The organism is Variovorax sp. V213 (genome assembly GCF_041154455.1).
In the GTDB taxonomy this organism is placed as follows: domain Bacteria; phylum Pseudomonadota; class Gammaproteobacteria; order Burkholderiales; family Burkholderiaceae_C; genus Variovorax.
The window spans coordinates 4616148-4636702 of sequence record NZ_AP028664.1 but is presented as its reverse complement, the minus strand read 5'-3'; the positions used below and the strand labels follow the sequence as shown (position 1 = coordinate 4636702).

At 67.7% G+C, this 20555-nt stretch carries 14 protein-coding genes; all 14 read left to right on the top strand.

Going from position 1 to position 20555, the window contains the following annotated elements; translation table 11 throughout:
- Nucleotides 1-5: 5 nt before the first annotated feature.
- The 14 genes from ACAM55_RS21950 (at nucleotide 6) to ACAM55_RS21885 (ending at nucleotide 20543) form a co-directional block, all read left to right on the top strand.
- Entirely contained in the window at nucleotides 6-1607 is a 1602-nt protein-coding gene (locus ACAM55_RS21950) for a murein transglycosylase A (RefSeq protein WP_369653548.1), read from the top strand.
- A gap of 35 nt (nucleotides 1608-1642) precedes the next feature.
- On the top strand, nucleotides 1643-2392 hold the full coding sequence (locus ACAM55_RS21945; protein WP_369653547.1) for a hypothetical protein: 750 nt from the start codon (nucleotides 1643-1645) through the stop codon (nucleotides 2390-2392).
- A gap of 28 nt (nucleotides 2393-2420) precedes the next feature.
- Nucleotides 2421-3566, top strand: coding sequence for a hypothetical protein (locus ACAM55_RS21940; protein ID WP_369653546.1), 1146 nt, complete (start codon nucleotides 2421-2423; stop codon nucleotides 3564-3566).
- A gap of 125 nt (nucleotides 3567-3691) precedes the next feature.
- Nucleotides 3692-5728 carry a caspase family protein gene (locus ACAM55_RS21935; RefSeq protein ID WP_369653545.1) on the top strand — a complete coding sequence of 679 codons (2037 nt, stop codon included), beginning with the start codon at nucleotides 3692-3694 and terminating at the stop codon, nucleotides 5726-5728.
- 25 nt (nucleotides 5729-5753) lie between these two features.
- Nucleotides 5754-6311 (top strand): hypothetical protein, encoded by a 558-nt coding sequence (locus ACAM55_RS21930; RefSeq protein WP_369653544.1) that lies wholly within the window; start codon nucleotides 5754-5756, stop codon nucleotides 6309-6311.
- A 21-nt stretch (nucleotides 6312-6332) separates the two neighbouring features.
- Complete coding sequence (locus ACAM55_RS21925; protein ID WP_369653543.1) at nucleotides 6333-7175, top strand: type VI secretion system accessory protein TagJ; 843 nt, start codon at nucleotides 6333-6335, stop codon at nucleotides 7173-7175.
- Nucleotides 7168-7680 carry a type VI secretion system baseplate subunit TssE gene (gene tssE, locus ACAM55_RS21920; protein WP_093020878.1) on the top strand — a complete coding sequence of 171 codons (513 nt, stop codon included), beginning with the start codon at nucleotides 7168-7170 and terminating at the stop codon, nucleotides 7678-7680. Before ACAM55_RS21925 ends, tssE begins: the two co-directional genes overlap by 8 nt.
- 27 nt (nucleotides 7681-7707) lie before the next feature.
- Nucleotides 7708-9600 carry a type VI secretion system baseplate subunit TssF gene (tssF, locus tag ACAM55_RS21915; protein WP_369653542.1) on the top strand — a complete coding sequence of 631 codons (1893 nt, stop codon included), beginning with the start codon at nucleotides 7708-7710 and terminating at the stop codon, nucleotides 9598-9600.
- Nucleotides 9576-10655: a type VI secretion system baseplate subunit TssG gene (gene tssG / locus ACAM55_RS21910; RefSeq protein ID WP_369653541.1), complete on the top strand. Its 1080-nt coding sequence runs from the start codon at nucleotides 9576-9578 to the stop codon at nucleotides 10653-10655. Before tssF ends, tssG begins: the two co-directional genes overlap by 25 nt.
- A gap of 40 nt (nucleotides 10656-10695) precedes the next feature.
- Nucleotides 10696-13389 carry a type VI secretion system ATPase TssH gene (gene tssH, locus ACAM55_RS21905; RefSeq protein WP_369653540.1) on the top strand — a complete coding sequence of 898 codons (2694 nt, stop codon included), beginning with the start codon at nucleotides 10696-10698 and terminating at the stop codon, nucleotides 13387-13389.
- A 24-nt stretch (nucleotides 13390-13413) separates the two neighbouring features.
- Nucleotides 13414-16200: a type VI secretion system Vgr family protein gene (locus tag ACAM55_RS21900; protein ID WP_369653539.1), complete on the top strand. Its 2787-nt coding sequence runs from the start codon at nucleotides 13414-13416 to the stop codon at nucleotides 16198-16200.
- Between the two features lie 11 nt (nucleotides 16201-16211).
- Nucleotides 16212-18803, top strand: a complete 2592-nt coding sequence (locus ACAM55_RS21895; RefSeq protein ID WP_369653538.1) for a DUF2169 domain-containing protein — start codon at nucleotides 16212-16214, stop codon at nucleotides 18801-18803.
- Nucleotides 18800-19852, top strand: a complete 1053-nt coding sequence (locus ACAM55_RS21890) for a pentapeptide repeat-containing protein (protein WP_369653537.1) — start codon at nucleotides 18800-18802, stop codon at nucleotides 19850-19852. The genes ACAM55_RS21895 and ACAM55_RS21890 overlap by 4 nt, the downstream gene beginning before the upstream one ends.
- 31 nt (nucleotides 19853-19883) lie before the next feature.
- Nucleotides 19884-20543 carry a DUF3540 domain-containing protein gene (locus ACAM55_RS21885; protein ID WP_369653536.1) on the top strand — a complete coding sequence of 220 codons (660 nt, stop codon included), beginning with the start codon at nucleotides 19884-19886 and terminating at the stop codon, nucleotides 20541-20543.
- The last annotated feature ends 12 nt before the right edge of the window (nucleotides 20544-20555 follow it).

The window sequence follows — 20555 nt, the reverse complement described above, 5'->3', positions numbered from 1 at the left end:
CTTTCATGTACACGCAGTCGCCGATTTTCATTTCCGCCCTTCGCTGGGTTGCCGCCGCCGCGGCCGTGCTTGCGGCGGGCTGCGCCAACACGCCGCCGGCGTCCAACACCGACGTCAACGCCAACGCAACTGCCGCTGCTCCCGACACCACGGCGGCATCGGCAGGCACATCGCGGCCGGCCTCCACCGGCGCGAGCGTGGCCGGCCAGGCGCGCACCTTCTCGACCCAGCTGGCCACCTACACCTCGGTCAGCTTCGATGCCGTGCCCGGCTGGGCGCGCGACGATTTCTCCGAGAGCTGGCCCGCCTTCCTTGGCAGCTGCAAGGTGCTCACCGGCCGCGGCGCCGAATGGAAGGATGTGTGCGCGCGGGCCCTCAGGATCGACAGCAGGAACAGCACTGCCATTCGCGCCTTCTTCGAACAGGAGTTCTCGGCCTACCAGATCCGCGACGACGACCGCAAGCCCGATGGCGTGGTCACCGGCTATTTCGAACCCGAGATCCCGGGCAGCCGGCAGTACGCGGCGCCGTTCATCTATCCGGTCTACGGCCAGCCCGAAGACATGCTGTTTGCCGACGTGCGCAAGTTGCCGGCAGGAAACGGCACCGTGGCGGCGCGTGTCGAAGGCCGCAACGTGGTGGTGCAGACCGGGCTCAGCACGCGCGACATGGGCGCGCCGGGTCTCTATGCGCTCGACCTCTCGGCCCTCACGCGCGACACGCTCGACCGCAAGGTCCGCCTGCGCATCGAGGGCAAGCAGTTGCTGCCCTACTACACACGCGAAGAGATCGAGACCAAGGGCGCGCCCAATGCCAGGGTGCTGGCCTTCGTGAGCAGCGCCACCGCGCTCTACGAAATGCAGATCCAGGGTTCGGGCCGCATCAAGCTGGCCAACGGCGACATCATTCGCGTGGCCTACGCCGAGCAGAACGGCCAGCCCTTCCGTCCCACGCTGGCGCAGGCCACCAACGGAAAGCCCCTCACCCCGGTCAAGGTGCGCGGCTCGTCCATCGAGCTGCAGCTCGACGACGGCGACGATGACGACGACGTCGGCGGCACCTCGACCAGCACCATCCGCACGCGCGGCTTCACGCTTGCACGGCCCGTCGCCAGCGGCGCGGTCGTGGTGCCGGGGCGGCGCGCAGCCGGGCCGGTCATCGGCTCCGGCATCAAGGACCCGAGCTACGTGTTCTTCAAGGAGTCGCCGTCGCCTTCGGGCGGGCCGGTGGGTGCGTTCGGCGTGCCGCTTTCGGCGGGCCGCTCGATCGCGGTGGATCCGCGCAGCACGCCGCTCGGCTATCCGGTGTTCGTCTCCACCCGCGCGCCCGGCACCGGCGCGCCCATGCAGCGGCTGACCATTGCGCAGGACACCGGCGGTGCCATCCGCGGCGCGGTGCGGGCCGACTATTTCTTCGGCAACGGCCAGCAGGCCGCCACCAACGCGCGCCGCATGAAGGAACGCGGCCAGCTCTGGATCCTGCTGCCGCGCGGCCTGGCCGTGGCCTCGGCGGCGGTGTCCTCGGCCATCCGCACGCGCGGCGGTCCGGTGGGCGCCGGCCTGCCGCAATGCCTGGTTCCGACCGAAGGCGTGTGCGTGGACGACTAGTCCGACTGCTTCCGATTTCCTTTGTTCGCTCCTCCATGCAGGAAACCCTTTCGTCCGCGGAAAGCAGTGCGCTCGTCCGCCTCTGGCGGCGTCGGCAGACGCTGTCCCCCGACGACATGGGCACCATGTACCGCATCGTGGGCGATGCGCTCGTGGCCTGCAATCCGCCCGAGCTCCAAGTGCTGGGCGAAGGCCGGCAGGAGCTGGTGGCGCAGTTCATCTATGTGAAGGTGCTGCGGCTGGACGCCGATCCCGACGAGGCCGACGAGCGCGCGAGCCACAGCGCGCCCTCCAGTGCCTTTGCCTTGTGTGCCTACTTCCGGCGCTACCTGATCGACTGCACGCGCGCGAGCTCGTTCCGCCGCAAGCTCTCGATCGGCGACCAGGTCACGGAGGCGCAGCTCGAAGACGCGCTGGGCGCGGATGAAGATCCGGACGGCTGCCTGGCGGAACACGGGCTGAGCGCCAGCGCGGTACAGCTGGCCGCGCGCGCCTTCATCGCCGAGCTGCCCGAGCCCGAGCGCATCCTGCTGTGCGAGGGTTTCGGCAAGGAGGCCGAAGGCGGCTTGTCTGGGATTGCCTCGCGCCATGCCATCGCCTCCTACCACTACCGCGCAGGCCGGCTGGGCCTGGTGCACAAGCGCGAGGGCCTCACCGCCGACTACGCCAAGACCCGCCTGGGCGGCTGGATCCAGCAGACGCTGGGCATTGCCATCGAGCCCGGGAACATGGCGGCGATCCTGCAGGTTTTCAAAATCCTCGGTGCTGAAGCGTCTTATGCCTGAAGACATAGCCATTCAGGAACAGACCGCCATGCACACCGACCTCTGGCCCCCCCTCAGCGTGATCCGAAGTGCGTTCCAGCCCGTGGGCGCCGCCCCCCCGGTGCCCGACGCCTCCGGCCGCGAAGCCGTCGTGGCCATGCCGGGCACGGCCGCGCGCACCGCGGCCGGGACGCCGCGCGCTGTGCTCGATCTCGTGCTTCCGCTCTCCGAATTGGCCCGGCGCCGCGAGGCTGTCGCCCAGCGCGCCTTCACGGCGCGCTGGGCGCCGGGCCGCCTCGTCAGCGTGGTGGTCGAAGGGCGCCTGCTCGGCGTGCTGCTCGACCGCTGCATACACGGCAACCTCTGGCAGGGCTGGATGGCCGCGGGCGAGGCCGACTGGGCCGGCGCGTACGACGTATTGCTCGAGCCCGACGATGAGCCCTTCGAGCCCGCCTTCGGATTGATCCAGGCCTGGAACGTGGTCATGCTCGAACCCAGCCCGCAGCTCTGCGCGCGCGTGCTCGGCGAGGTCTCGGCCACGCGGCTGGCCGCGATCCGCGCGGTGCACGACGAATGGGCCGCGCAGACGCCGCTCGCCATTGCGCCCGAACCGGGACGCATCGCATTGCGCACCGTGGGCGGCGTCTTCTCGGTGCTCTGTGGCACGCCGCTGGGCGAGGAAGATCCGCGCGCCGAATACCAGGCGATCTATCGCGATGCCGCGGCGCAGCTGGGCACGGCATTGCTGCCGGGTTCGAGCAGCGCGGCGGCGGTGCCCAGCGCGCCGCGCGCAACGCCGCAGCCCAAACCCGAGGGAGGCTGGTGGGGCAGCATCCGCCGCTGGTTCGGCGCCGAGGGCTGGGTGCGTCCGGCCTTCGCAGTGCTTGCGTTGGTTGTGGTGGTGCAGAACCTTGGCCTGCCTGGCGGGCGCCCTGCCGAAGACGAGGAGGTGCGCTTCCGCGCCGTGCCGGCCGCACCCTCGGCCGCACCAGCGAACCTGGTCGTGCGCTGGAAAGACGGCGTGCGCATCGACGAAGCCGGCCGGCTGTTGCAGTCGATCCCGGCCGAGGTGGTGGGCGGTCCGGGCACGAATGGTGTGTGGCGCCTGCGTGTGCACGATCCGGTTCAAGGCCTGGCGGTGCTGGCGGCTTCGCCGCTGGTCGAATCGGCCGGACCGGCTTCGGAGCGGCCATGACGATCACGGCGCATCCGTTCTTCTCCCTCCCCCCCTGGGGGAGGGCAGGAGTAGGGGCAAGCGGCGTATCCATCGGGCGCTCTGCCTGGCCCCATCCCCGCCTTCCCCAGGAAGAGGAAGGCGCCATGCGATCGCGTTGCTTGCGGCTGCTGTTGTCGCTGGCGCTGCTGCTCTTCGGCAACGCCGCCTTCGCCGCCCAGCGCGCTCTGCTCGTCGGCGTTTCCGAGCTCGTGAATCAACCGCAGTCGCTCTGGCTGCAGGCGCCGCGCAACGACGTGATGCTGATGCGCGAGGCCTTGCTGAAGCAGGGCTTCGCGGCGCCGGACATCACGGTGCTGGCCGATGGCGTCAGCGGCGCCGCGCTGCCCGAATCCCGTGCCATCCACGAGGCGCTGGGCCGTTTGCTCGCGCAATCGAAAAGCGGCGACTTCGTGTTGCTGTACTTCTCCGGCCATGGCGCGCGCTGGCGCGACGGCACCAAGCGCTACCAGGAGCCCGACGGCCTGGCCGAGAATTTCCTGGCGCGCGACGTGCGCGGCGCGGTGGGCGTGGACACCGCGCTGGCGGGCGGCGTGCGCGACGTGGACTTCGACGCCTGGGTCCAGGCCTTTCTTGCGCGCAACGTGTTCGTGTGGTCGGTGTTCGACACATGCGCCGCCACCTCCATGACGCGCAGCGCCAATGCCGGCGCGACAACCGCCACGGCCGAAGGCCCTGCTGACGACGAAGTCCGCTGGCGCGGCCTGCGCGCCACGCAGCTGCGCGGCGCCATGAACACGGCAACCGCCGATGCGCCCGCGCCGACCGCGCCGCCTGCTTCGCAGAGGGTGGCGCGGGCGCGCTATGTGGCGTTCTTCGCGTCGGAGAGCCACCAGATCACGCCCGAGCTTCGCCTGCCGCGCAAGAGCCGCGGCGCGCAGCCGCAGGGCCTGCTCACCTGGGCCGTGGTCGGCGCGCTCGAGCGCAGGCCCGCCACCTGGCGCGAGCTTTTCGACGGCGTGCTCTCCTTCTACCCGCCGGTCATCGACGAGCTCGCGCAGCGTTTCCCCACGCGCGAACTGCCGTCGCCGGTGGCCGAAGGCAATCTCGATGCGCAGCTGTTCGCCAACAGCGCCGTGGCCGCCTCGACGCGGCCGGTGTGGCGCGCGCAGCGCAGCGGCGACACGCTCACGCTGCAGGCCGGTCTCATCGACGGGCTCCAGCCGCAGCAGGAAGTGCGGCTCGCGGCCACGATGGAAGACGGAACCGTTCGCAGCGCGCAGGCGCGATTGCTCCAGGCCGATATCGACTCCGCGCGTGTGGCCGTGCCGCCCGCGCTGCGCGCCCTCTCGGGCGCCGCTTCCTGGAGCGCCGCGCCGCTCGCGCCGCCGCCCGCGCTCGCACTGCGCGTGCGCAGCGACAAGGGCTTGTTGCCGCCGCGCATGAACCTCGACTATCCGGCTTCGGTCGTTTCGGTCGGCGATGCCCCGGCGCCCGGAGAGGCCCCGGCCGATGTGCGCTGGAGCGATCTCGGCGCGGCAGGCCAGCGCATCGAAGTGCTTTCGCCCGCACTCAGGAGCGGATCGGAGGCCGTCACCCAAGTGTTGCCCGACCAGGCCGCACTGCGCCGGCGGCTCGAGGCGCTGGCCCGGCTGAAGTGGTGGACCCAGTTGTCCGCGCTCGGCAATGGCAGCAGTGCACAGGTCGATGGGCTCGAAGCCGTTCTCGAAGTCTGGAGCGGCGAGCGCCTGGTGCGCAGCGAGCCCGTGCAGCGGGCCGGCGCGTCGCTGCTGCCGCTTCGCGGCGGCGAGCGTGCGGCGCTCAGCGTGCGCAACGCCAGCGGCCATTCGATCGACATGGTGGTGGTGGGCGTGGACGCGCAGGGCAGCCTGCGCCCGGTCTACCCCGACGACCCGGGCGAGACCAACCGCTTCGAACGCGGCACGCAGGGCGCACCTGCTTCCAAGCGCTTCGAGCTGCCATGGTTCGAGGCGCCCGGCGGCCGCCTGCTGGTGCTGGCTTCCACGGCCAGCCCCTACAGCAGCCCGCGCCTCTTCGGCGCGGGGCCGATGGAAGCGGCCGCGCCCGAGGTCCGCGTGCGCGGGCAGCTGTCCGAGGGCAAGTCCCGGCAGACCTTTGCCGCCATGGTGCATTGGGCGGGCGATGCACCGCCCGCCAAGTAACTGTTTTTGTTCTCAGGAGATCGACATGAGCTGGACCTACGATGGAAAACTGGACCCCGACGAGGCCCTGCGCCTGCTCGACTACCTGTCGGGCGAATCGGGCAACGACTTCTCGATGATGATCGAGAGCAAGGGCTCGCCGATCGAAGGCGAGTCGGCGCGCACGTATGAAGACGGCAAGCAGCGCATGGAAATCGGCGGCTACTCGTACAAGTCCGACGTGGTCATTCCGCCGGGCTCGACCAAGGGCAAGCTGCGCAGCTATTCGTTCATCGTCATTCGCGACTGCGATGCCGCCACGGCCTCCATCGCCAGCCTGCTGAAGAACCAGGAAAGCGACCTCAAGGTGACGGTATCGGTTTTCAAGGCCGGCGGCGACAGCTCCAAGGACCTGCAGTCGCACCTGGAGTTCGTGCTCGAAGGAGCGCGGGTCGACTGCCACGCCATCGTCACGGGCGGCACCCCCAAGCGGCCGTGCGACATCATCTTCTTCCACTACACCAAGCTGGAAATCCGCTCGGCGCCGCAGCAGAAGACCGGTGCGCGCGGCGCGGTGCGCACCTGCACCTTCAGCGGCAACTGAGACGGCCGAACGGAGAACCCCATGACCACCTCTGCCGAACTCATCAAGTCCGCCGACCCTGTCGCTGCCCTCAAGGCACTGAGCGACGAGGTTCGCGCCAGGCCTTCCGACAGCAAGCAGCGCGTCTTCATGGCGCAGCTGCTCTGCGTGCTGGGGCAGTGGGAGCGCGCGCTCAACCAGCTCACCGTGGCGGCCGAGCTCGATGCGCTCGCCGTGCCCATGAAGCAGGTCTACGGCGAGGCCGTGCGATGCGAGGGCCTGCGTGCCGAAGTGTTCGCGGGCACGCGCACGCCCATGATCTTCGGCCAGCCGGACGAATGGCTGGCCCTCCTCATCGAATCGCTGTTGCGGCAGGGCCGCGGCGAACTGGACCTCGCCGAGGACCTGCGCCAGCGCGCCTTCGATGCCGCGCCCGCCATCGGCGGCACCATCGACGGCGTGCCCTTCGACTGGCTGGCCGATGCCGACATGCGCCTGGGCCCCGTGCTCGAGGCCTTCGTCAACGGCAAGTACTACTGGATTCCGTACGCGCGGCTTGCGCATATCAAGATCGAAGCGCCCGAAGACCTGCGCGACTGCGTCTGGATGCCCGCGCACCTGCTGCTCGAAAACGGCGGCGAGACGCTGGCGCTCATTCCCACCCGCTACGAAGGCACCGAGAAGAGCCAGGACGGCGAACTGCTTCTCGCGCGCAAGACCGAATGGCGCGAACTGCGGCCCGAGGTGTGGGCAGGCAGCGGCCAGCGCGTGCTCGGCAGCGATGCGGGCGAATACGCGCTGATGGACGTGCGCGAGATTCTCTTCAACCCGGCGGCTCCGGTGGAGGAGAAGGGCGCGTCGGAACAAGGCGGGCAACGTGGTTGACCTCACGGCCCAGGAGCGCCTGCAGCCCTCGCTGCTCGACCGGCTGGTGGACCATGCGCCCGACGAAAAGCGCGAAAGCGACGACAAGCGCACGCTGACCAAGCAGGCGCTGCGCCAGGCCGTGCTGCGCGACCTGAGCTGGCTGTTCAACGCCACCGGCTACGGCCTTGCGATGGACGACAGGCAGTACCCGAATGCTGCGCGCTCGGTCATCAATTACGGATTGCCTATGCTGTCTGGCCAGTTCACCTCGTCGGTGCAGCGTGTCAGCATGGAACAGGCTTTGAAGAACGCAATCCTGCAGTTCGAGCCACGAATCCTGCCCCGCACCCTCGAAGTCGAACTCGTCATGGAAGGCTCAGCATTGGACTCCCACAACAGCATTGGCCTGCAGATCCGCGGCATGCTGTGGGCGCAGCCCGTGCCGCTCGAATTCCTGATGCGAAGCCGCGTCGATCTCGAAGAAGGACGCATCGAGATCGTGGACATGGCACAGCGGTCATGAGCCCGCGGCTTTTCCTGGAGTGATGCCGTGGACCCCCGGTTGCTGAACCTCTACGAGCAGGAGCTGCGCTACTTTCGCGAGAGCTCCTCGGAGTTCGCCCGCGCGTTTCCCAAGATCGCGCACCGCCTGGGCATCGAGGGCCAGGAAGTCGCCGATCCGTATGTGGAGCGGCTGATCGAAGCCACGGCTTTTCTCTCGGCGCGCGTCAACCTCAAGCTCGATGCCGAATACCCGCGCTTCACGGGCCACCTGCTCGACATCGTCTACCCGAACTTCCTGGCGCCCACGCCGGCCATGGCCGTGGCCTCGTTCGCGCACGACCCCGACGATGCCAACCTGGCCACCGGGCCCACGCTGCCGCGCGGCAGCGGGCTGCGCGCGCGGCAGGCGGTGGGGCAGAACACGCATTGCGAGTTCCGCACCGCGAGCGCGCTGCGGCTCTGGCCGATCGAGGTGCAGCGCGCGCAGTACTTCACCTATGCGCCGGACCTGCCGCTCAACACGCATCCGCAGTCGCGTGCGATTCGCGGCGGGCTGCGCATCGGCCTGCATGCCACCGCGGGCCTGAAGTTCAGCCAGATCGCCATCGACGAACTGGTGCTGCACCTGGGCGGCGCCGAAGACGTGGCGTGGCAGCTGCACGAATGCGCGCTGGGGCAGCCCATCGGCGTGATGGTGCGGCCGCTGTCGCCCACCGGCGCGTTGCAGGGCGCGGCGCAGAACCTGCCCGCGAGCGCCATCGGGGCCGTGGGTTTCGAGGACGACGAGGCACTGTTGCCTGTCACTGCCACCGGCTTTTCGGGCTTCCGGCTGCTGCAGGAATACTTCGCGTTTCCGCAGCGCTTCCAGTTCATTCGCATCTCGGGCCTGCAGGCGCTGCTGTCCACCATGGCGGTGGCCGATATCGAACTGGTGCTTCTGTTCTCGCGCGGCGATGCGGCGCTCGAAAAGCTGGTGGGCGCGGACAACGTGCAGCTGCACTGCGTGCCGATCGTCAACCTGTTCAACAAGCGGCTCGACCGCGTGCCGCTGACCGAAGGCGTGAGCCAGTTCCACCTGGTGCCCGACCGCACGCGGCCGCAAGACTTCGAGGTGCACACGGTGACCGAGGTTGTCGGCCACGGCGCGCCCGGTGCCGATGCTGCCGCGGCGGAGCAGCTCTTCCGGCCTTTCTATTCGGCCTTTCATGGCACGCGGCACAGCCACCCGGCCTACTTCACGACCACGCGCGAGCCACGCATGCTCTCGGTGCGGCAGCGCACCGAAGGCCATCGCAGCAGCCATATCGGCTCCGAGGTCTACATGCAGATCGTCGATCCGCAGCAGGCACCCTATTCGGCCGCGCTGCGGCAGCTGGCCGTGTCTGCGCTGTGCACCAACCGCGACCTGCCGCTCCTGATGCCGCTCGGCCGTGAGAACGACTTCGACTGCATCGATTCGTTTCCCGCGCAGCGCGTGCGCATGGTGCGCGGGCCTTCGCGCCCGGTGTCGCCGGTGGTGAGCCAGGGGCTCGGATGGCGCGTGCTCGATCACCTCGCCCTCAACTACCTTTCCATCTCCGACAGCACGCCGGAGCAAGGCGCGGCCGCGCTGCGCGAAACCCTGATGCTCTATGCCGTGCATGCCGACGAAATGCGCCAGGGCCAGGTGCGCGGCCTCTTGTCGGTCAAGAGCAAGCCGGTTGCGCGCCGGCTGCCGCTCAAGGGACCGATCGCGTTCGGACGCGGGCTCGAAGTGACGGTCGAGGTCGACAAGGACGCCTTTCACGGCCACAGCGTCTTCCTGTTCGGCGCGGTGCTGTCGCGCTATCTCGCACGCCACGTGGAGGTCAATCACTTCGTCGAGACCGTGCTGCGCGTGGCGGGCAAGGGCGAGAACATGCGATGGAGGCCGCTGTGCGGGACACGCCAGATTCTGTAGCCGGCCGCGTCGACGGCGCGCTGCGCGCGTGGTCGGCCGAGCCATGGTCCTACGACTACTTCGCGGTGATGCGGCGGCTGGAATCGGTGGCCGGCACCACGCCGCGCTGGGGCCGCGCGCTGCTGCCGAGCGCCGAGCCGGTGCGCGTGGGGCAGGAGCCGTCGCTGTCGTTCGCGCCGGCCAGCTTCAGCCGCTTCGAACCCGCGACCGCCGATTCGCCGCCGCGCCTGCGGCAGCATTTCTTCAGCTACATGGGTCCCAACGGCCCGCTGCCGGTGCACCTGAGCGATTTCATCCGCGAGCGCAGCCTGAACCATGGCGATCCGACGTGGCTGGCATTTCTCGACAGCTTCCTGCACCGCTTCTCGCTGCATCTCTACCGTGCCTGGGCCCAGTCGCGGCCGGCGGTGGCGCTCGACCGGCCGGGCGAGGACCGCTTTCGGCTCCAGGTGGGCGCGCTCGTGGGCATGGGCATGCCAGGCCGCACGGGGCGCGACGAGATCCACGACGATGCACGGCTGCATTTCTCGGGCTGGCTGGTGCGCCGCGTGCACAACGCGGAGAGCGTGGAGTCGGTGCTGTGCAGCTACTTCGGCGTGCCGGTCACGCTGGAGCGCTGGGTCGGCCACTGGATGAGCCTGCCCGGCGGCGAACTCACGCGCCTGGGGCAGGGCGAGAGTTCGCGCTCGATGGGCATGGGCGCCATGCTCGGCACGCGCGCCTGGGACCGCCAGCACCGCGTGCGGCTGCACGTGGGGCCGCTCTCGCTCGACCAGTACCGCATGTTCCTGCCCACCGGCGATGCGCAGCCCGTGCTGCAGCGCTGGATGCAGCAGTTGCTGGGCGACGAACTCGAGTGGGACGCTGAACTGATGCTGGAGAAGGCCGAGGTTCCGGCCACGCGGCTCGGCCAGCACAAGGGCAACGCGCCCCGCCTGGGGTGGATCTCCTGGCTCGGGCAACACAAGCGTGCGCGCGATGCGGCGGACGTGCGCGTCGGCAGCCAGCCGATGCGTGCGAGCGCACGGCCTTCGCAACCGCTCGCACTTCAATAAACCCAGCTTCCATTCGTCTTGAAGAGATACGGAGTCCTCCATGAGTGAAATCAGCCGCACCGCCCTCTTTGGCAAGCTCAACTCGCTGGCCTACAAGGCCATCGAAGGCGCCACCGTGTTCTGCAAGATGCGCGGTAATCCGTATGTGGAGCTGGAGCACTGGTTTGCCCAGCTGCTGCAGGTACAGGACTCCGACCTGCACCGCGTGATCCAGCACTACGGGCTCGACGTGTCGGTGATTGCCAAGGACATGACGGCCGCGCTCGACCGCCTGCCACGGGGTGCCACCGCCATCAGCGATTTTTCTCCGCACATCGAGAACGCGATCGAGCGTGCCTGGACCTACGCCACGCTGCAGTTCGGCGAGGCGCAGGTGCGCACCGGCTACATCCTGGTCGGCATGCTGAAGACGCAGAGCCTGCGCAACCCGCTCTTCGGTTTGTCGAAGCAGTTCGAGAAGGTGAAGGTCGAGGATCTGGCCGACAACTTCGCGAAGATCTGCGACCCTTCCCCCGAATCGCAGATGCGCGCGCAGGACGGCACCGGCATGGGCAGCGGAGCGCCCGGCGAAGACTCGGGTGCCATGGCGCCCGCGGCCATGGGCAAGGGCGATGCGCTCAAGAAGTTTGCTGTCGACCTGACCGAGAAGGCGAAGAAGGGGGAGATGGATCCGGTGACCGGGCGGGACGAGGAAATCCGCCAGATCGTCGACATCCTGATGCGGCGCCGCCAGAACAACCCGCTGCTGACGGGCGAGGCGGGTGTCGGCAAGACCGCGGTGGTGGAAGGCTTCGCGCAGCGCCTGGCGCGCGGCGACGTGCCGCCGCAGCTGAAAGACGTGAAGCTGCTCACGCTCGACATCGGCCTCCTGCAGGCGGGCGCGAGCATGAAGGGCGAGTTCGAGCAGCGCCTGCGCCAGGTGATCGATGAAGTGCAGAGCTCGCCGACGCCCATCATCCTCTTCATCGACGAGATCCACACGCTGGTGGGCGCGGGCGGCGCGGCCGGCACCGGCGATGCGGCCAACCTGCTGAAGCCGGCGCTCGCGCGCGGCAACCTGCGCACCATCGGCGCCACCACCTGGGCTGAGTACAAGAAGTACATCGAGAAAGACCCGGCGCTCACGCGGCGCTTCCAGGTCGTGCAGGTGCCCGAGCCCGACGAGGTGAAGGCCATCCTGATGCTGCGCGGCGTGGCCAGCGTGCTCGAGAAGCACCACCGCGTGCAGCTGCTCGACGAGGCCATCGAGGCGGCCGTGAAGCTGTCGCACCGCTACATTCCCGCGCGCCAGCTGCCCGACAAGGCTGTGAGCCTGCTCGACACCGCATGCGCCCGCGTGGCCGTGTCGCAGCATGCCACGCCGCCCGAGGTGGAAGACTGCATGCGCCGCATCGAAGGCCTCACCGTCGAGCAGGAGATCATCGGACGCGAAGAAGCCATCGGCATCGACGTGACCAAGCGCGCCACGCAGGTGGCTGCGCTGCTGGCCGAATCGAAAGTGCAGCTCGATGCGCTCAATGCGCGCTGGCAGGAAGAGAAAGGGCTGGTCGACCGCTTGCTCGAGTTGCGCAGCAAGCTGCGCGCGGGCAACAAGCCCGTCGATGCGCCCGCCGATGCCCCGGCCACCGATGCCCCGCCGCACGACCGCACCGCGCTGCTTGCCGAGCTGCATGAACTGCAGGCGAAGATCCACGCGGTGCAGGGCGAGTCGCCGCTCATCCTGCCTTCGGTCGACGAACAGGCCGTGGCCTCGGTGGTCGCGGACTGGACCGGCATTCCCGTCGGCCGCATGGTGAAGAACGAAGTCGAGGCGGTGCTCAAGCTGGCCGACACGCTCAACCAGCGCGTCATCGGCCAGAAGCACGGGCTGGAGATGATCGCGCGCCGCATCCAGACCTCGCGCGCGCGGCTGGACAACCCGCAAAAGCCCATCGGCGTGTTCATGCTCTGCGGCACCTCGGGCGTCGGCAAGACCGAGACCGCACTGGCGCTGGCCGAGGCGCTCTACGGCGGCGAGCAGAACATCATCACCATCAACATGAGCGAGTTCCAGGAGGCACACACCGTCTCCACGCTCAAGGGCGCGCCGCCTGGCTACGTGGGCTATGGCGAGGGCGGCATCCTGACCGAGGCCGTGCGCCGCCGGCCCTACAGCGTGGTGCTGCTCGACGAGGTGGAGAAGGCCCACCCCGACGTGCACGAGATCTTCTTCCAGGTGTTCGACAAGGGCTGGATGGAAGACGGCGAGGGCCGCATGATCGACTTCAAGAACACGATCATCCTGCTCACCACCAATGCCGGCAGCGAGCTGGTGATGAGCATGTGCCGCGACCCCGAGCTGCTGCCCGATTCCAACGCGCTGGCCGATGCGCTGAAGGCGCCGCTGATGAAGGTGTTCCCGCCCGCGCTGCTGGGCCGCATCGTCACCATTCCCTATTACCCGCTGTCGCCCGAGATGATGAAGAAGATCGTGCGGCTGCAGCTGGGCCGCATCAAGAAGCGCGTTGAAACCAACCATGGCGTGCCCTTCGAGTACAGCGAGGCGGTGGTCGAGCAGGTGGTGGCGCGTTGCCAGGACCCGGAGTCGGGCGGCCGCGTGATCGACGCGATCCTGACCAACACCGTGCTGCCGACCATCTCGGTCGAGTACCTGCAGCGCCTGGCCGCCGGCGGTGAGATCCGCCGTGTGGCGCTCGACGTGAAAGACGCCGACTTCACCTACGCCTTTGATTGAGGCTTTCAACAAGAGACCCCCGAAATGGCCGACCACGAGTTCCGCATCGAGAGCGATTCGCCTGTCAACAAGGAGCTGATGTTCTGGCGCATCGTGGGCCACGAGGCGCTCGCGCGGCCTTCGGCCTATGAGCTCACGGTGCTGTCGAAGAACAGGGCACTGGACGCCAAGGACATTCTGGGACGGGCCTTCGACGTGGTCATCGAATTCCAGGACAAGAACGGCGGCAAGCACGAGCGGCACTGCCAGGGACATGCGGTGCGCTTCGTGCGCGCGGGGCACGTGGGCCGGCACTTCGAATACCGCATCACGCTGCGCTCGTGGTTCTGGCTGCTCACCAAGCGCGCCAACTCCCGCATCCTGCAGGAAAAGCCGGTGCTCGAGGTGATGGACGCGGTGTTCGAGGACAGCCCGATCAAGCGCTTCAAGAAGACCAAGGCCGACAACGTCATCGGTACCCATAACCCGCGGCGCTACTGCGTGCAGCACCAGGAAAGCGACTACCAGTTCATCTCGCGGCTGCTCGAAGACGAAGGCATCTACTACTGGTTCGACGCGCACGACGCGCCGGGCACCATGCACCTGTCGGACGCGAGCGATATGGCGCACGAGAAGCTGTCCGTGGAGGGCACCTTGCGCCACGCCGGCAGCGATGCGAGCGAGGCGCGCTACAACGAGATCTCGCGCTGGGTGAGCGCGCGCCACTTCCATACGGGCAAGCAGGATTCGCGCGACAGCGACTTCAAGGCCATCAAGAAAAAGCTGGGCGCCGCCATCGACGTGTCCGACGACCATGAACTGGCCGGCCTCGAGGTGTTCGAATTTCCCGGCGGCTACTTCAGCGGCGACGATGCCGAGAACCGCGCCAAGCTGCGCGGCGACGAACTCAACGCGCGGCGCGACCGCCACTGGGCCCTGACCAACTGGCCCGACGTGGCCGCGGGCCGCAGCTTCAAGTTCGAGGGCGACCCGGATGGCGCGCGCGACGGCGACTACATCATCGCGGCCTGCACCTTCGTGGCCAGCCACCCCGGCTACGAGAGCGTGGCGGCCAGCGCCGCCGAGCAGCCGATCTACAGCGCGCTGTCCGAAGCGCTGCGCGACGACGCGGTGAATGCCGACACGCTGCAGGTGCTGGAGGAACTGATCGCCGGCACGCCCATGCTGCACACCGCGCAACCGGGCACCAGCGCCTTCCTGCTGACCGTGATTCCGGTGGACCGCCCGTACCGCGCGCCCCGCCTCACGCCGCGCGTGACCATGCCCGGCCCTCAGATTGCGATCGTGGTGGGCCCCAAGGGCGACGAATACCACGTGGACGACCACGGCCGCGTGAAGGTGCACTTTCATTGGGACCGCTACGACGAGAGCAACGAGAAGTCGACCTGCTGGGTGCGCGTGTCGCAGCCCTGGGCCGGCAAAGGCTGGGGCGGCTACTTCATTCCGCGCATCGGCCAGGAAGTGATCGTCGATTTTCTGAACGGCGACCCCGACCGTCCCATCATCGTCGGCCGCGTCTACAACGACGACCAGCCGATCCCGTACAAGTCGCCCTCGCAGAGCGGTTTCAAGACCCGCTCCACGCCCGGCGGCGGGTCCTCGAACTACAACGAGATCATGTTCGAGGACAAGAAGGGCGAGGAGAACATCAACATCCACGCCGAGCGCAACATGAGCCGCAGCGTGGAACTGGACGACTCGACCACGGTCGACCGCGACCAGTCGGTGACTGTCAAGCGCGACCAGACGAACCACGTGGACCGCGACCGCAAGAGCACGGTGACGCGCAACGACACCAACATGGTGGCGGTCGACCAGACGAACACGGTCAAGGGCAAGCAGAACAACCAGGTGGTGGGCAACCGAGACACCTTTGTCGATGCCAACGACATGCTCAAGGTGAAGGGCACCGGCACGCATGAAGTGATCGGTGCGCGCAGCGACATCTCGCGTGCCGGCGAAACCCGCAGCGTGACCGGCAACCAGACCATCACCGTGAGCGGCAACCTGACCTACAAGGCCGCCAAGATGAGCTTCGAGGCGGCGCACATCGATTGGCTGGTGACCGGATCGAGCTCGAAGTACATCACGGTGCCTGCCGGCCCCCTGGCCTTGATGGCGAACAAGATCAAGCTGATGAGCAACACCGGCATCGACATGATGGCCGCGGGCGACATCGACGCTGTTTCCATCGGCTCCAACACCACGGTGCTTGGCGCCAACAGCAGCGGGTACATCGGCAACAACAGCGAAGCCAACATCGGCATGGCCCGTTCCACCTTCATAGGGTTGAACATGGAAACCGCGATTGCGGCGAGCCTGTCCAATTTCCTGGGGCTGCAGATGGACAACACCGCGGGACTGAAGTTGGAGACGGTCGCTGCCGCCGGCATCGAACAGAAGACTTCCAGCTTCAGGCAGTCCGCGCTGGCCTGCTTCACGCCGGGAGCCGGAGGTCCGGCTGCGGGCATGGGAGCTGCGGTGGGCGCAGGGCTCGGCGCCGTGGCGGGCGCCGCGTCCGCCATCGTCGATGTTGCCGCCACTTTCGAGCAGTATGCGAAGGCGGCCGACAAGCTGCAGAGAGCCTCGGAAGAGGCGGCGGCTCAGGACCCACCGGTGCCAGGACTCGCCGACAGGCTGCTGGCCCTTTCGCGCATCACGCGACGTCGTGCGACCGACGCCAAGGCGGGGCTTGTATCACTCGGCATTGGTGTGGTGGCGCAGGTCGGTTCCGACATGCTGGGCGGCCAAGGTGCCGCTTCGGATGCGGATGCGCTCGGCAGAGCGATGCCCGATCCCGATGCCAGCTGAGCCCACGCCTCATGCAAGTGCTCAAGCCCCAAGCCCTCGGACTCTCGACGCGGCCGATCGAATTCCGCAAGCGCTACGGCCTGTCCATCAGCGCTTGCCTGCACCTGCCTTTTGCGCAGGACAAGAACGGCACCCTTTGGTCGGAGCAATCGATGTGGTCTTTTCTTGGAAAGGAAATGGCGCAACCCCTGATCGACGAGGGCGTCGCCAAGCTGACCCCGGAGTTCCTGGTGCACGGCAAGGCCTTTCCGCCCCGCGACAGGCCTGAGGCTTGCGCGGTTCGCGCCCGCCTTGGCGCGCGGGAAAAGACCGTACTGGTCTTTGGCGAGCGCTATTGGGACGGCGGGCGTGCCAGTGCGCCTCAGCCCTTCGAGTCTCTTGCGCTGGGTTGGTCCGCAGCCTATGGCGGCCCGGACTTCGCATCCAACAGCCAGGGCAGAGGGAGGCAAGCCAGGGACGGCGTGACCTGGCTGCCGAACACCGAACTGCCGCAAGACCGATTGCAGCGTCCTGACCAGGCCATCGCCCCGGCGGGTTTCGGTGCATTGGACGTGATGCATCCGCAGCGCGTGCAGTATCGCGGCACCTACGACGCGGGGTACCTGCGCGAGCACGCGCCCGGCTTAGCTCCCGATACCGATTGGCGCTATTTCAATCTGGCGCCGGCCGATCAGTGGATGGACACGGCGCTGGTCGGCGACGAGGCGTTCGCGTTCGATCACATGCACCCCGACAAGCCGCGCATCGAGGGTCGGTTGCCGGGCATGCGGGCACGCGTGTTCGCCGGCTACAAGGTCGAAGGCGCCGAACCCAAGATCCGGGAAGTGCCGCTGCGGCTGACCACGGTGTGGTTCTTTCCGCACGCGGAACGCTGCATCGCGATCTTCCAGGGGCTTGCCGAAGTGGACACCGACGATGGCTCCGACGTGGTCAGCCTGTTGGGCGCAGTCGAGCGCCTGGCGGAAGCCAAGGCCGATCACCACTACATCGATGCTGCGGCGAAGCGGGCCGACCCGAAGATGGGGGCCATCTACGCCATCATCGACAGCGATCTGCTGCCCGCCGGTGTCTGCACCCTGGACCCCGACGTGGAGGCCGCCAAGGCGCCATTCGAAATGGCTGGCCTGCAGGGAGAGGCCCAGTACCGCCGCGCGCAGTTCGACGTGGAACTCGCGCGCGAAAAGGCCGCTGCGTTGGGGAAGGACCCTGATGCCCTGGGAATCCGGATGCCTCCGCGCGAGAAGGTTCCGACCGGCGACGAGCTGCCGCCGTACCTCGAAAAGAAGATGCAGGAAGCGCAGGCGCAGCAGTGGGCCGCCGTCGAGGATGCGGTCACGGTGCTGGAGAAAGCACTGGCGATGTCGGAAGAAAACAAGATCGACCTGGCGAAGCTGCAGCACCGCGGGCCGCCCCGGTACGACGCCGAGAAGCACCTGGCCCAGATGCAGGCGCAGGCCGCGACCGGTACCCGGCCCATCGACCTCCAGCCTGTGCTTCCCAAGCTGCGCCAAATGGAAGACGCTCACCGCATGGGCTACCTGCAGTCTGCGCACATGCAGCTGCCGGCGTTCGCAATGCCGCCCGATGAGGCGGCAACGCTGCGGGACGAGGTGTCGCGTGCCGTTCAAGCCGGCATCAAGTTCTTTGCCGGCATCGACTTCACCGGTGCCGACCTGTCCGGCCTCGATCTGCGCGAGGTGAACTTCGAAGGCGCCTGGCTGGAGAGTGTCGATTTCAGGAACTCCAACCTCTCGAACGCCGATTTGTCGGGCGCGGTGCTGGCCCACGCCAATCTCGAAGGCGTGATTGCGATCGGCGCGAAATTCGGCAAGGCCAACCTGGGAAAAGCCATTCTGGCCCGCGGTGTTTTCGACGACTCGGATTTCAGCGGGGCGGTGCTGATGCATTGCGCATTCGCCGGCACGCAGATGCGGCGGGCGCGGTTCGCAAAGGCCAATCTGCTGGAGACGACCTGGGGTGACGCAGACTGGGAAGGCGCCCAATTGGCGGGCCAGACTTTCTACAAGCTGGATATCAGGGGCATGCGTTGGCCCGGTGCGGATCTGTCTGTCTGCAATTTCCTGGAATCGGATCTTTCGGGCGTGGATATGCATGCCGCGAACATCGCAAGCGCCACCTTCGCGACCTGCAAGCTGGACGGAGCGAACATGGTGGCTGCGCAATGTGCTGGCGCCGTGGCGGTCAAGGACTCCAGTCTCGTCGGCACGGACATGAGCGGGGCCAACCTGCGCCAGTTCAACTTTGGCGCATCGGACCTGCGCGGAGCGAAGCTGGTTCGGGCGGTGCTGGATGGCGCCAATTGCGGCGACGCGCGGCTCGAGGGGGCAGACCTGCGGCTTGCAAGTGCCAAAGGCACCCTGATGCGCAAGGCGGACTGCAGGAAGGCATTGCTCTCTGGCGTGAATTTCACCGACGCGATACTGCAGAAAACCGATCTGCGCGGTGCCGATCTGCGGCGCAGTAACCTCTTCGGCGCCGACCTCAGCCGCGTGCGGCTCGATGGTTCGACGAGTTTCGACGGTGCGCTGCTGAAGAGGGCGCGTACCTGGCCCCGTCTGACGCCCGAACAGGCGGCCGCATGAGTCCGGAATTATTGAGCATCGCAGTCGGAATCGGGGAGGCCCTGGAAGGCCTCGATCTCGGCAAGGGGCGGTACGCCGGGCTTGTGCTGGGCGGAGGAACTTTCTCCAAGGTCAGGTTGGCCGAGACGGATTTTCGTGGGGCCGACCTGCGCGAAGCCGTGTTCGACCAATGCGACCTGCGCGGTGCGATCGCTTCGGGCGCCAATCTCCGCAAGGCGCTGTTCAATCGCTGCGTGCTCGACCATGCGGACTTGCGCCAGGCCAACCTTCATGGCGCGGTCTTCACCGAGTGCGACATGACGCATGCGCAACTCGCACAGGCCATGCTGTCGATGGCCACGGTCTCGAAATGCAAGATGGGCCACGCCAACCTGCGCGGCGCCTGCCTCGATTCGGCGGTGTTCAGTCAATCGGTGTTGCTCGACGTGTGCGCTGACGACACGAGCTGGCAATACACCGCCGTGACCGAATGCGACCTTTCGCATCTGACGTGGACAGGGGCGCGAATGCTGCGCAACGTGTTCTTCAAGACTTCGCTCAAGCGCATGTCATTCGCGGGGCTGACCCTCGACGGATGTCAGTTCGCGTCCGCCGATCTGAGCGGCGCCGATCTCGGCGGCATCACGTTGCAGCAGTGCAATTTCCAGAATGCGAACCTCGAAGGCGCGAGCTTTGCGAAGGCGGTGGCACCGTCGACCATCTTCTGCGAAGCCACGGGCAAGGGTGCCGATTTCTCGGGCGCGCGCATGCGGCAAGCGCTCTTCACCGGCGCCGCCCTGGCGCAGGCTAATTTCGCCGGCTGCGACCTCTACCAGACGCATTTCGCGGGCGCGAAACTGCGCGGTGCGAACTTCACTGGCGCGGAGTTGACCTATGCGGACTTCCGCCATGCCGACCTCGGTGGGGCCGACCTGCGCGGCGCCACGCTGTTGCGCACGGTGCTGCATGGCGCCAACACCGAGAACGCACAAATGACCGACCGCGCACGTGCGCTCGAATCCGACCCCGAACTGGCGGAATCCGAGCGATGGCAGCCGCTGGCCGCCTGATCCGACGAATCGACAGACAGGGAAACATGCAATGATCGAAACCACGACGCTCAAACCCGCCACGCCTCGCGCCCGCCGGCGCGAGCCCTCCAAGGCCATTTCCGGCGAATGGTGCGTGGGCATCCTCGGCGCCGATGCCGGCGGCGCGCCGGTGGTCACCAGCGGCGACCTGCAGCTGCACGCGCGGCGCGCCGCCAGTTGCCTGCTCGAGCCCGCTGCCGGCGACAGCGTGGCCTGCCTGCGCATTGCCCCTCGGGAGGTCTGGGTCATGGCGGTGCTGGAGCGCGAGGAAGGCACGCCCAATGTCGTGAGCTGCCCGAACCACATGCGCATCGCCGTGGAAGGCGGCGCGCTCGAACTGGCGGCGGCGCGCGTCGCCCTGCAGTCGGACGAACTCGATGTCGCCACGCAGAAGACACGCGTTGCCACCGATACCGCCGACATCGTGGGGCGCCAGCTCAGCGTGGTCGCGACCAGCATCAAGCTCGTGGGGTCGGCGCTGTCGTCGGTGATGGACCGGGTGCAGCACTTCAGCAAACACTACCTGCGCACCACCGACGGCATCGACCGCGTGGCAGCCACGCACCTCGAGTGCGAAGCGAAGCAGCTGCTTCGCCTCGAAGGCGAGCACACGCTGGTGAACGGCCGCGAGCTCATCAAGGCGCGCGGCGCGCAGATCCATTTCGGCTGAAGGAAGAAGGAA